Origin of the sequence: Vibrio sp. PID17_43 (assembly GCF_002608565.1) — a bacterium.
Taxonomy (GTDB): domain Bacteria; phylum Pseudomonadota; class Gammaproteobacteria; order Enterobacterales; family Vibrionaceae; genus Vibrio.
Genome location: NZ_LIXM01000001.1, coordinates 218206 through 231063, shown reverse-complemented (window position 1 = coordinate 231063; position 12858 = coordinate 218206). Strand labels below are relative to the sequence as shown.

Annotated in this window: 9 protein-coding genes; 1 reads left to right on the top strand and 8 read right to left on the bottom strand. The window is 43.9% G+C overall.

What is annotated here, in order from left to right:
* Positions 1-8: 8 nt before the first annotated feature.
* From AK965_RS20875 to AK965_RS01040, 8 genes are all read right to left on the bottom strand, one after another.
* Positions 9-545: a serine O-acetyltransferase gene (locus AK965_RS20875; protein ID WP_099077928.1), complete on the bottom strand. Its 537-nt coding sequence runs from the start codon at positions 543-545 to the stop codon at positions 9-11.
* A gap of 25 nt (positions 546-570) precedes the next feature.
* The gene (gene wecC, locus AK965_RS01070; RefSeq protein ID WP_099077856.1) at positions 571-1809 is read right to left on the bottom strand and encodes a UDP-N-acetyl-D-mannosamine dehydrogenase; all 1239 of its coding nucleotides are present in this window, start codon (positions 1807-1809) and stop codon (positions 571-573) included.
* A 124-nt stretch (positions 1810-1933) separates the two neighbouring features.
* Positions 1934-3070, bottom strand: coding sequence for a non-hydrolyzing UDP-N-acetylglucosamine 2-epimerase (gene wecB, locus AK965_RS01065; RefSeq protein ID WP_099077855.1), 1137 nt, complete (start codon positions 3068-3070; stop codon positions 1934-1936).
* 9 nt (positions 3071-3079) lie between these two features.
* Positions 3080-5302, bottom strand: a complete 2223-nt coding sequence (locus AK965_RS01060) for a polysaccharide biosynthesis tyrosine autokinase (RefSeq protein WP_099077854.1) — start codon at positions 5300-5302, stop codon at positions 3080-3082.
* Positions 5303-5336: 34 nt separating this feature from the next.
* Entirely contained in the window at positions 5337-5870 is a 534-nt protein-coding gene (locus AK965_RS01055; RefSeq protein ID WP_099077853.1) for a polysaccharide biosynthesis/export family protein, read from the bottom strand.
* A 23-nt stretch (positions 5871-5893) separates the two neighbouring features.
* The gene (locus tag AK965_RS01050) at positions 5894-7126 is read right to left on the bottom strand and encodes an outer membrane beta-barrel protein (RefSeq protein WP_099077852.1); all 1233 of its coding nucleotides are present in this window, start codon (positions 7124-7126) and stop codon (positions 5894-5896) included.
* Positions 7127-7137: 11 nt separating this feature from the next.
* Positions 7138-8541, bottom strand: coding sequence for an undecaprenyl-phosphate glucose phosphotransferase (locus tag AK965_RS01045; RefSeq protein ID WP_099077851.1), 1404 nt, complete (start codon positions 8539-8541; stop codon positions 7138-7140).
* A 625-nt stretch (positions 8542-9166) separates the two neighbouring features.
* Complete coding sequence (locus AK965_RS01040) at positions 9167-11884, bottom strand: cation-transporting P-type ATPase (RefSeq protein WP_099077850.1); 2718 nt, start codon at positions 11882-11884, stop codon at positions 9167-9169.
* Between the two features lie 106 nt (positions 11885-11990).
* On the opposite strand from AK965_RS01040, the gene AK965_RS01035 reads away from it, so the two are divergent.
* Entirely contained in the window at positions 11991-12818 is an 828-nt protein-coding gene (locus AK965_RS01035) for a formate/nitrite transporter family protein (protein WP_099077927.1), read from the top strand.
* Positions 12819-12858: the final 40 nt, after the last annotated feature.

Here is a 12858-nt window from a genome sequence, read left to right as displayed (position 1 = left end):
TATTAGACCTATACGCGATTATTGATGTAGCAACCTACACTTTTTGATGGGAAGCTCCTTGCAGGATTCCCGACAGCGGTCGAGTTATCAGGGACATCTCGAATGACCACACTTCCGGCTCCAATGGTGGTGTTGTTGCCTAGTTTGATGGATTCAACAATGCAACAATTAGGGCCTATATAGACATTGTCTCCGATAATTGCCGCTTGGCCGTGGTTGGAACCGATAGTCGTAAACTGGCTTAGATTGCAGTTACGCCCAATAACAGCAGTGCTATTAATCATTACACTTGATGAGTGACCTAGATATAAGCCAGGTCCGATTTTAGTATTGGCAGGTATTTGAATTTGATATTTAATCGAAAGATGACGATGCATGAATTTCGCAATCAATCGTACGATGGGGTTCTTTGAGTTGGCCAACCTTAACCAAAAGGTGTACTTAAAGGAACGATTATTATTTAGCAAATTTTTAATTATTAGCACTAGGCTTACTTTTCCTGTGTGTCGAAATAGATCTGCTTTGATTAAACTTAAGGGTTTCACTTTAAATACACCTAAAAAAAATAACTTAAATAACACCGCGCGTATCAATCACGACTTTAGTTGCAAACTGTATTTTGTCTGCCGCTTTAAACTGTTTATGATCAACCAGTACAACAATGATATTGGCTCTTTCCAAAGCGGCATCGAGTGTCATTTGCTCTACGCCTGCATGCACTAACGCCTCTGGTAAAGAGTGAACGTTTGGCTCTACCGCTAAAACCTGACCAATGTTTTTTCTAGCCAATTCTTCGACGATTTGCAGCGCAGGGCTTTCACGTAGGTCATCAATATCGGCTTTAAATGCTAAACCTAAGCAAGCAATGACAGGACGTTTAAACTCGTCTGCTGCTTTTTCTATTTGATCAATGACATAATGAGGTTTAGCGTCATTGGTTAAACGTGCTTGGCGAATGATTTTGGCCTCTTCTGGACAACTGTCTACAATAAACCAAGGGTCAACTGCAATGCAGTGGCCGCCTACGCCTGGGCCTGGGTTAAGAATATTTACCCTTGGATGGCGGTTCGCCAGTTTAATTAGTTCCCATACGTTGATTTTTAGCTTGTCACTGATAACGGATAGCTCATTGGCAAACGCGATGTTGACATCGCGGAATGAGTTTTCTGTTAGTTTTGCCATTTCTGCTGTGCGAGCATTGGTGATAATGCATTCACCACGAACAAATGTGCTGTATAGCTCAACCGCTCTTTCACTACAGGCTTTTGACAGACCACCAATTACTCGATCATTTGCTACCAGTTCTTGCAATACATAGCCAGGCAGTACGCGTTCCGGGCAATGTGCCACTTTGATATCTGCGCTGTCGCCCGCATCTTGCGGGAAGCTCAAATCGGGACGAGCTTGTTTCAACCATGCAGAGAGCTTTTCGGTGGCACCAACAGGAGACGTTGACTCCAGAATGATCAGGTTTCCTTTTTCTAATACTGGCGCAATCGCGTTTGCTGCTGCTTCAATGTATGTGAGGTCTGGAGCATTGCCTTCTTTGAAAGGAGTAGGGACGGCAATCATAAAGGCTTCTGCCGGTTCAGGAATGGTCGTCGCTCGTAAGTTACCAGTGCTGACTACACCACGAACGACAATATCTAGATCCGGTTCTACGATGTGAATGTTCCCTTGGTTGATCGTATCAACCGCTTGCTGGTTTACATCGACACCAACGACTTCAATACCACGAGAGGCGACGACGGCTGCAGTAGGTAGGCCGATGTAACCAAGGCCAATGACGGATACTTTTTTAAACGACATGGTTGTTCCTTAACAATGTTGATGCTTGTTAGACACCGTTAATTTAGTAATTTGAAGTGATTGCTTAACGGGCTAGCGGTATTGCATTCCTGCTATTTATGCATGCCCCACAAGCAAGGTAATCTTAAGAGAAATGCTGTTTGATTTTCTCAATGATGCGTTTACACGCTTTGCCGTCTCCATACGGATTGTGTGCACGGCTCATGCTTTCATAGTCAGCTTGATTAGTGAGCAAGTTTTCCACGGCATCGATTATGGCTTGCTTATCTGTCCCGACGAGTTTGACGGTACTAGCTTCAACCGCTTCTGGCCGTTCTGTCGTATCACGCATGACCAATACGGGTTTACCTAGTGAAGGCGCCTCTTCTTGAATCCCACCTGAATCGGTCAGGATAATGTGCGCTCGGTTCATTAAGTAAACAAAAGGCAAGTAATCTTGAGGCTCAATCAGGTGAACATTATTCACGCCTTTAAGGATGCGATTCACTGGCTCACGTACATTAGGGTTGAGGTGTACCGGGTAAAGCACTTGTGTGTCAGGGTGTTTATTCGCTATCTCAACTAATGCTTCACATATACGTTCAAAACCACCACCAAAGCTTTCACGGCGATGCCCAGTGACAAGAATCAGTTTTTTGTTCGCGTCAATCTCAGGAAAGACAGCCGACAATGTTGCATTTAAGTCTTCATCTGTCTCTAGCTTTTCTTTAACTAAAAACAACGCATCAATGACAGTATTACCGGTAGTGGCAATATGTTTTACTTCAATACCTTCTTTGATTAAGTTTTGCTCTGATGTGCTTGTTGGTGCAAAGTGAAGCGCAGCTATTGAACTAGTGAGTTTTCGGTTGCCTTCTTCCGGCCACGGAGAGTAGATATTTCCAGTTCGTAGCCCCGCTTCTACGTGACCAACGGCAATTTGTTGGTAGTAAGCCGCTAAACTGGTCGATAGCGTCGTTGATGTATCCCCGTGAACAAGGACAACATTGGGTTGGAACTCTTCTAGAACGGGTTTTAAGCCAGTGAGTATATTGGAAGTGACATCATATAGAGACTGTCCTGGCTTCATGATGTTCAAATCATAATCGGGCTTTATTTCGAATAGGCTTAATACTTGATCTAGCATTTCACGGTGTTGAGCCGTCACGCAAACCTTAGCATCGATACCTTCTGCTTCATTTAATTCGTGTACTAATGGGGCCATTTTTATGGCTTCTGGACGCGTGCCAAAAACAGAAAGTACTTTAATTGGGTTGTTCATTGGTCTTCCTTAACCTTGATTATTGCCATAGGCGTATTGTGAATACTCTGAATACGTATGCGCCCCTTTTTTCGGCGGCAACACTTGGTTTAGCACCACACCATCGATGGTGATCTGGTGCTTTGTGAACAGTGTCATAGTGTGTTTGTAAACCGATTTGCTCGTACTGTTTGCTTTAACGACTAATAAAATCCCTTGAGTAAACTTGCCGATAATGAAGGCGTCCTTCACCGGTAGGATAGGGGGGGTATCCAAAATGATGCGGTCGTATTTACTGGCAAAATAGGTTAAGAGCTTTTCAAACGCATTACTGCTCAACAGTTCTTGAGGGTTCGGTGCTAGCATGCCCGCGCTTAAGACATCTAAGTTGGTATTATCCATCGTCGTGATGCACTCTTGCAGCGGCGTATTCATTAATAAAATATTGGTTAGCCCTGGCTGACTTTTTGATAATCCGAAACGATTGCCCACCGATGGCTTTCTTAAATCACAGTCTATGACCAGCACTTTTTCTAGGCGTGCAAAAGATTGGGCAAGGGTTATTACGGTGGTGGTCTTGCCTTCTCCTGGTACGGATGACGAAATGGCCAATAATTTTCTCTCTGTATTCGGCAAACTCAAGTACAACGAAGTACGAATGGAATCCACTGATTCTTGAAAGACGGAAAATTTTCGGTTGCTGAACACTTGGGCGTCTATTGGCGTCTTTTTGTACAGCTTGTCTTTTACCATTGGAATGGATCCTGTTGGTAACAAGCCAAGTTTGCTCTCAAAATCACGTGCAGTGGCAATGGTGTTGTTGAATGCATCCAGGCAAATGACAAGTACTACGGCAAAACCAAGACTTGCAACCAAAGTTAATACCACGATAAGTTTGCGATTAGGCTTACTTGGGTATTCAGGGACTAACGCGTAATCACTAAAACGGGCATTAGCAGCACTAAAGTCGCTAGTTGCAGAGGTTTCTTTTTGACGAGTTAAGAACAAGTCATATAATTTTGCATTGCTGTCGACTTCTCGTTTTAGCGCGTCGTATTCACTTTTTACAACGCTTAAGGCTTGGAACTCGTCCTTTTTGCTTAATAACTCGTTTTTCAGCACACGCTCTTGTTCTTTCGCACTAGCAAGTTCTTTCTCGATGCCATTAACCAGTTTACGAACGAGTTTGTCTGCACGGTTTTGAATCGATCTTAATTGTGCATTCGCCTGAATCATTTTGTCGTGTTTAGGTCCGTAGCGCTTAGAAAGCTCGCTGACTTCTTTTTCTGCTTTGGATTCGGCCAAGCGAATGTCACGAATTTGAGGATGGTTGGAGATCATCGAGTTAGCGCCAAGAGAGGCTAGATCTGCTTTGTTGTTTTTTAGTGCGTTGTATAGCGCTTGGGCTTCAATACGCTCATCCGTCGCTTTTGCTATTCGGTTGGTGAGATTGGTCAATTCTGTGCTAGTTAGTGCTGCAATACCACTGTTATCAATCAACTCTTGTTGCTGTAAAAATTGAAGTAATGCCTGCTCGGAGGTGTCCAGTTTATCTTTTAGCTCGTTAAGCCTTTGGTTGATCCAACCCGTTGCTTGCTCGGTTGCAAGTAGCTTGGAATCTAAATTGTTTTCAATAAACGCAAGTCCAACGGCATTAGCAATCTCTGCCGCGAGTTTTGGGTCTTGTGACTCGAAGGAAATATTAACCAGTTGTGTTTTACGGATCGGTGAAATCGTCAAACGGGATTTAAATGCTTTTAGAACGCTACGTTTAAGGGCCTCTTGTTTGACGATTGAGTCTTGGTTGTCGTCACTGTCTTTCGCAAAATAGGGATCCAATAGAGGGTGTGATTGTAACTCCGATTTTATCGCGTCGAGAAAGCCTGCCTTTTTAACGATAAGGTTTGGATTAAACTCTGCCACTTGGTTTAATTGCAATTTGTCAATCACGCGTTGGGCAACTTGGTTTGATTTCAGTATCTCAAACTGAGTTAGGTAATACTCTTTAGCGCGCGTGTCGATGCCTACCACTTCTTCGATGGAAATGGCTTTCTGGGGGGAGGCTTCAATTAAAAGAGTGGCCGTCGCACGGTAGGTTGGGGTAATAGAAAGTGCAACCAATACCGCAATTGCAGTACACAATAGAGTAAAAAGAGAAATGGAAAACCAACGCTTTTTAATTAGATGGAAATAGTATCCCAAATCAAGCAGTTGCTCTTGTTGTGAGGAATCGTTTTTAGGGGTAGCCAACATCGTTCAATCCGTTGTTTATTTGAAGAGTTCGGTATTAAAAAAAGCTCTGCTCGATAACAATGATGTCACCAGGAGACACGGTTGCAGATAGCTTAACTTTATCTTTAAGTTCGTCTTTACCCGCTTGTGCGATGTAAACTTTGCTTCGAGAGGCTCTGTCAGTAAAGCCTCCGGCGAGTGCAATGGCCTTGTCTACTGTCAGCCCAGGTTGGTACTCATAACCGCCAGGTTTTTTTACCTCGCCATTTACGTAGATGCTTCTGAAACCAATAATACTGACACGAACTTTTGGCGAGATAAGGAAATCGCCTTTTAGTCCGATAATGATTTCGTCTTTCAATTGTTCGGTCGTTTTATTTAGCGCGCTTAATTGACCAAGGTATGGGTAGTCAAATTTGCCACTGTTGTCGATATAGAGTTCATCAATAGAAAGGTCCTGTTCTCCATAGACGGAAATTTGGATTTTATCGCCAGCACCAATGGTGTAGTCGCTATTAAAAGCGAAGGAATGAAATGAAACTGTGAACAGTAACATCAGTAAAGTCGTAAATGTAGAAATTCGCGCCATGTCATATCCGGGTATTGATAGGGTTAAAAAATTAAATTGGTAGCGATATACCAGACGTTTTGCTTATAACTATTCGTTGCGATAGAGGAGTCATTATTCTCGTTGCGCAAACCTGTGGTAATTTCAGCGTAGTCTCTTAACTGATAAACAAAGGCGAATGATGATTCTAATAATTCGTCTTTACGGCTACTTTCTGAGTAATCATCCTTGATAAAACTAAAGCTGACGTTACTGTAAAAGTTTGTCAGCCAGTAATGCTGCCATGCCGTATCAAAACTGGTTTCTTTGATGTAATTGGTGCCTTGTTGTGGATCCTCTGCGCGTTGTGCGGTCGATACATCAACGGTCGAGTAATCCAATGGTTGCCAAGTCAGGTCTAAATCCCAGCTAAACCCGTTAAAGTCCGTTCTTGCGCTACTTTCATATTGTTTGTTTTGTAAACCTAACCGTAGTTTACCGGATGTTTTTCCGGTGATATCCCATTCGCTGCCAACCAAATAGTAAGTATTTAAGTTATCTTGTGATTCACCAGTCGAAGGAGAAGCAAGCTTGTAACGACGATCCGCTAGGTCTACCTCAATGATCAAATCGGTTGCTGGTAGCACATCGTAATAAAATGCTACGCCGCCGGCGATTTCGTCGAAATCTTTATACTTCGTACTTAGTGCTGCATACCCTGGTGCGGTTAGGTCCCTGTAATTTTTATAGGTTTTGTGCTCGTATCGCAGGTTAGACTCGATACGACCTTTGGCCTTTTCAGCGCCATAAACATGCGTGGCATTCACGTTATGAAGGGCGTATTTAACCGGCTCCTTTGCAATGGTCGATAACTCATCACCCGCTAAAAGGCCGGTACCGCGATCTTCGTGAGATTGGAGATATGTGTAGTTAAGCCCTAAACCACTGCGTCGACTGATTTGCACAAAGTTGTTGGTGGTGAAAGTGTGATCTAAGTAGTCATCGTCGTCGCTATCAAAATAATGGCCCGAGGAGAGTTGGTACGCGGCTTGATACTGGTTTCCGTTTCTATCTGACTCCAGAACAACACCAGGCGTTACGATTAATGCGTTTGATGTTTCTGGTTGCTCCGATGAAGAATAGCGCCCAACGTTGTCATTGTTCTCAAATTTGGCTTCGAAAAGTGGGGTAACTTTAATGCCTGATTCAGTGATGTAGCCTTTACTTTCTGCTGCCATTACCCAGCTGCTGGTGCCCAATACTGCTGTGGCAATAAGCGTTTTCTTAAAAGTGTTCATTACTGTTCCTTTCAGTAGGCAGTTTTACCGGTAAAGCCTTTGAAAATGGTCATAAAAATAATTTTGATGTCCAACCATGTTGACCATGACTGAATGTATTTAAGATCAAACTCAACGCGTTTTTGCATTTTGTCTAGCGTATCGGTCTCACCTCGGTAGCCTTTTACTTGAGCAAGCCCTGTGATTCCGGGTTTAACCTTGTGGCGTAGCATGTAGCGTTCGACGATAGTTCGGTATTCTTCATTGTGAGCGACGGCGTGGGGACGAGGCCCGACAATGGACATACGACCTTGCAGCACATTGAAAAATTGTGGAAGTTCATCAAGTGAGGTTTTGCGTATGAATGCGCCAAAAGGCGTGATTCTTGGATCGTTCTTTGTCGCTTGTTTGACGATTGCGCCGTTATCCATCGCGCTCATGGAGCGAAACTTCCAGACTTTGATTTGGCGGCCATCAAGCCCATATCGATATTGCTTAAAAATGACCGGGCCAGGGGACGAGAGCTTCACGCCAATGGCTACGCCAATTAATACCGGGCTGATGAGTAAAAGAATACAAGTTGAGACGACGATATCCTGGGCTCTTTTTAACCAGCCATTGGTTCCATAAAAAGGCGTATCATGAATGCTGATCGTGGGTATATTGCCAATCGCGCTCAAGCGTGACTGCATTAGGTTATAAACAAAAAAATCTGGGATGAGATAAGTATTTGCTGTTGTATCTGTAAAGGCATTCAAATATTGCTTGATGCGTTCATTCGCTTTCATTGGCATTGAAATATAAATGTGTTGAATCGCCCCTTTCTTAGTAAGTTTTAAGGCAGAAGGTACGTTACCTTTAAAAGGAGCTGGAAGATTATTTACATTTAATCGTTCTTTTTTTCGATCATCATAAAAGCCAATGACATTAATACCGAGTTCAGGGTGGTTTTTAAGCTGGTTTGCAAGTTTAATTCCGTTTTCGGTTACACCAACTATGATGGCTTCTTTTCGGCTGTATCCATGATCACGTAACGTTTTTAATATTTGCTTTGCAACATATCGCCAAATAACTAATAGTATTGGAGTCAATATTAACCATGAAGTTGCGACAACTCTCGAATAATTCGCACTTGATTTTGTAAAAAATGCGAGTAATACAAGCACGATAAAAGTGAATAACCAAGCGCGACATATACTGAGCGCTTCATCTTTGAATCTGTAAACGCGCCATGAACGATACAGTTCGTTTCTTTCGCCTATTAACAAATAGATTAATATGGAGTAGCTAACAGAAAGTAAGCTTTGCTGTTCGAATGAGTTTGTGTAAATCATTGAAATAAAATAGAGGGTTGAGAATATGATTATGGAGTCAATGGTTCTGTAGAGAACATGCAATGCGCCATAGTTGCTATGTAATTTTAGAGTACTTTCCATGTATTCCTAGCTCGAGATAATATGTCCATGACAAGTGGTGCATATTTTTTACGCTACCGCCCTTGAGTTTTCGGCCCCCAAACTGCCATCGTTTCTATCTCTTAATATCTGCTGCTGAGATTTTTAGTTTTATATAACTTCGCATTGTTGTTTAATTATAATTTTAACAATTGGTATAAACTAAAGTTTTATTGCGAATTTTGATTTGTAGTCTAATGGCTAAATATTACAATTCAATAGGTTTGCTATTGGTGGTTTTTGATTTTCAGAGATAAACTCGACGTACGTCACCTATTCTTATTATTAAGAATAACTTATATCTTATATTTAAGATTTTTTAAATTCTCAATTTTAATAAATCATGCAATTACGGTTTGGTTGTTATTTGATTGGCTTGAATTTAAGAAATAAATTTAGGTCGGTTTTCAGGTTTTATAGCTTATTACATAAGTTATAAAACTCTTATACCCAAGTGACAACGCTCTGAATCCTGCATCTTGAAGTCACTTGGGTATAGAGTTAGTCGTAAAGAGGCATTGACGATGAGAAGTGCTATAGAGCTTTTTGCTGCTTCGGTGATTGAGATGGAGGTAATGCATTTTTAGGTATATTGTCAATTCTCACATTAATGCCTATTTCTCAAATAATACTTCTCCAATTCGACTAAGAACAGTACCGAAGATGCGACGAGGCATATTCGTAGCCATACCTCTAATTCGAGTCCACTGGTACCAAATAGTCTCTGCATCGTTGGCAAATAGGTGAAACATGCCTGAAAAACCGTGAGAAAGCCTATCGCGACGAGTACGTAAACATTGCCCAATAAACCTTGGCGGCAGAAAACGGAACTGAGGATAAATCGTGCGTTGAATAGGTAAAATACCTCGAACATTACCAACGTGTTGACAGCAATCGTCCTTGCTCTGGCAATGTTGTCTTGTTGACCCATTTCCCAAACAAACATCCCTAGTGTTCCTAACATAAGAATGAGAGAAACAAAGATAACTCGCCAAATAAGGTGGGAGGTTAAAAGTGGGGATCCGGGTGGTCGTGGTGGACGTTGCATCAGCTTGGGTTCTTTGGGCTCGAAAGCTAGCGATAACGCAAGCGTGACGGCGGTGACCATATTGACCCAGAGAATTTGAATCGGTGTGAGGGGGAGTTCTTGAAAACCAAACATCACAGCTGCCAAGATGATCAGTGCTTCACCGCCATTGGTTGGCAGAATAAATAAAATGGCTTTCTTTAGATTGTCATATACCGCTCGTCCTTCTTCAATTGCTGCCGTAATGGACGCAAAATTATCATCAGTCAGTACCATTTCTGCGGCTTCTTTGGCTGAGTCGGTGCCATTGACTCCCATTGCGGTGCCGATATCTGATCGCTTTAATGCGGGGGCGTCATTGACGCCATCTCCGGTCATCGCCACGATTTGGTTATGTTTTTGTAGCGTGTTGACCAGTCGCATTTTGTGCTCGGGGCTAACTCGAGCATAGATATCGACTTGTGCAGCAAGGGCGAATAGTTCGTCATCAGTAAACGAATCGATTTGCTGGCCAGTGAGGGTATCTTGGCTATTGATAAGCCCAATCTGTTGGCCGATCGCTTGTGCAGTCAGCACATGGTCGCCGGTCATGATTTTTACACGGATTCCGGCATTGTTGCACTCACTCACCGCTTGAATGGCTTCCTTTCTCGGTGGGTCGATAAGGCCAAAGAGCCCTAGCATGATGAGATTGTCTTTGACATCATCAAACGTCAGTTCGAGATGGTTGAGTTCGGTAGGTCGATAGGCAAGCGCTAAAACCCGCATACCTCGTTGAGCCATTGTATTGATTTGTTGCTGCCAATAAGCGCGGTCTATGGCGGCCGTTACGGTACGGTCATTACTATCATTATTACTATTGTCATAGATTAGTTGCTGGTTACACATGTCCAGAACCCGCTCTGGTGCGCCTTTAAGAAAAATAAAAGCCTCTCCTTCGTGGCTGTGGTGTAGTGTGGCCATGAAACGGTGCTCTGATTCAAATGGAATCAGGTCGGTTCTTGGACAAAGCTTGTTTTCAATCTCAGCATCAACCCCGGTTTTGATTCCAGCAATAAGCAGTGCTCCTTCCATTGGATCGCCTTGAACTTGCCACTGTTGTCCATGCTGAATGAGTGTCGCATCGTTACACAATACTGCGGCACGAATGGTCTGGTTAAGTAGAGGTTGTTGTTCGGGGTAGGTCGCTTGCTGATTAATACTCACCACGCCATGAGGATCGTAGCCGGTACCGCTGAGCTCAAATTGATGATCACTGGTGATGATATTTCGCACGGTCATTTCATTTCGCGTCAGAGTCCCAGTTTTATCGGTGCATATAACCGTTACTGCCCCTAGTGTCTCTACTGCGGGAAGCTTGCGAATGATGGTGTTCCGCTTGGCCATTCGCTCGACCCCTATCGCGAGCGTGATGGTCATAATGGCAGGTAAACCTTCTGGAATCGCAGCAACGGCCAAGCTGATGGCCGCTAGCAGCATATCAGTGATTGGGTAACCGCGAACCAGTAAACCAAAGGCAAAAGTGGCGATGGCAATGATCAAGATGAATGCGGTCAGCCATCGACTAAATTGAGCGATTTGTTTTAGTAATGGTGTCGTAGCAGGTTCAACCTGAGAAACCAATGCGCTTATTTTTCCTAGCTCAGTATTTATCCCTGTGGCCACAACCACTCCTGACCCTTGACCGTGGGTAACGATGGTCCCTGAATACGCCATGCAGCGCCGCTCTGCCAGTTCACTGTCAGCGCTGACGGGAGTCGTGGCCTTTTCAATCGTCACGGATTCGCCCGTTAATACCGCTTCGGCAATCTGGAAGCCTTTGGTACGAAACAAACGAAGATCGGCGGGTACGCGATCCCCTGATTGTAGGATAACCACATCACCTATCACTAATTGTTCGGCTTTGATAGTTTGTTGATGACCGCCTCGTAATACTAATGCTGTTGGCGCGAGCATTGCTTGAATCGCATTTAGTGCGCTTTCGGCTCGACCTTCTTGTACAAAACCAATGATGGCATTGATAAAGACAACGCCAGCAATCACGCCGGCATCGATCCAATGACCAATAAGTACCGTGATCAGGATGACGATCAGCAGTACATGAATGAGCACATTGTGAAACTGGGCAAGCAAACGCTTGATTACGGAACGACGTTGAGAGGTTGGTAGTTTATTGGCACCGAATTTAGCAAGACGTAGTCCAGCTTCGCGTGAACTCAGCCCTTGTGGCTGGGTAGAGAGCTCAGAAAAGGTATCTTCGGTTGACTTGTGGTGCCAGCCGTTAGTGATTTCTTCCATGCGAAAGCCTCCTGCTTTTTGCACGCTGGAGAACATCTTTATTGATTGATAATTATACGATATGAACTAGGTTATGGGTATGGCGTGGGCGAAACTGGAGGTTCGCATGGCTGACATTTATGGTTTTGATGCGTTTTCACCCAAGCAAATTGCCGAGAAAGTCGATTCGATTGGTGTGACGAAAGCTCGCTTACCATTGTTGTCGATGGTGATGCTCGGGATTTTGGCGGGTGCCTTTATTGGTCTTGGGGGATTGTATTTCACCATCGTTAAGTCGGATGCCTCATTGGGTTTTGCCACGCAGCAAGTGTTGGGAGGGTTCACATTCTCCTTGGGATTGATTCTGGTGATTGTTGCGGGCGCAGAATTATTTACTGGCAATAACTTATTGGCTATGGCATGGGCCGACAGAAAAATCACCACCGCTGAACTTTTGCGAAACTGGTTGGTCGTCTGTTTGGCGAACTTTGTCGGCGCGGTTGGGGTGGCGCTCTTGGTCTTTCTTTCTGGGCACCCAGAGATGAATCAGGGGGCGATTGCGCTAACCTACGCCAAGATAGCCGCAGCGAAATGTGAGATGCCGTTCTGGACGGCTTTCTTTCGTGGTGTGTTGTGTAATGTACTGGTGTGTATGGCGGTATGGATGGCGCTTGCGGGACGCAGTGTGGTAGATAAAGTGGCCGCGATCGTTTTTCCTATCTCCGCTTTTGTGGCGGCAGGCTTTGAACACAGTATTGCCAATATGTACTTTATTCCACTGGCGATGATGCTGCAAAGCTCAGGTACCGTTGAAGTCGCTGATTCGGTCAGCACTTTGGGGTTTCTTGGTAATCTGTTACCTGTGATTCTAGGTAACTTAGTTGGTGGCAGCGTGTTCGTCGGGTTGGTTTATCACGTTATCTACTTACGCGGGCCAACACATCATCGCGAATAGTTTATTCATCGGCCATCACGCCCAAAAGAAAGGCTAATAG

Coding starts and splice junctions, on each gene's coding strand:
- AK965_RS01055 (WP_099077853.1), bottom strand. CDS start 5,870: ATGGCGCGAATTTCTACATTTACGACTTTACTGATGTTACTGTTCACA.
- wecB (WP_099077855.1), bottom strand. CDS start 3,070: ATGAACAACCCAATTAAAGTACTTTCTGTTTTTGGCACGCGTCCAGAA.
- AK965_RS01045 (WP_099077851.1), bottom strand. CDS start 8,541: ATGGAAAGTACTCTAAAATTACATAGCAACTATGGCGCATTGCATGTT.
- AK965_RS01060 (WP_099077854.1), bottom strand. CDS start 5,302: ATGTTGGCTACCCCTAAAAACGATTCCTCACAACAAGAGCAACTGCTT.
- wecC (WP_099077856.1), bottom strand. CDS start 1,809: ATGTCGTTTAAAAAAGTATCCGTCATTGGCCTTGGTTACATCGGCCTA.
- AK965_RS01035 (WP_099077927.1), top strand. CDS start 11,991: ATGGCTGACATTTATGGTTTTGATGCGTTTTCACCCAAGCAAATTGCC.
- AK965_RS01050 (WP_099077852.1), bottom strand. CDS start 7,126: ATGAACACTTTTAAGAAAACGCTTATTGCCACAGCAGTATTGGGCACC.
- AK965_RS01040 (WP_099077850.1), bottom strand. CDS start 11,884: ATGGAAGAAATCACTAACGGCTGGCACCACAAGTCAACCGAAGATACC.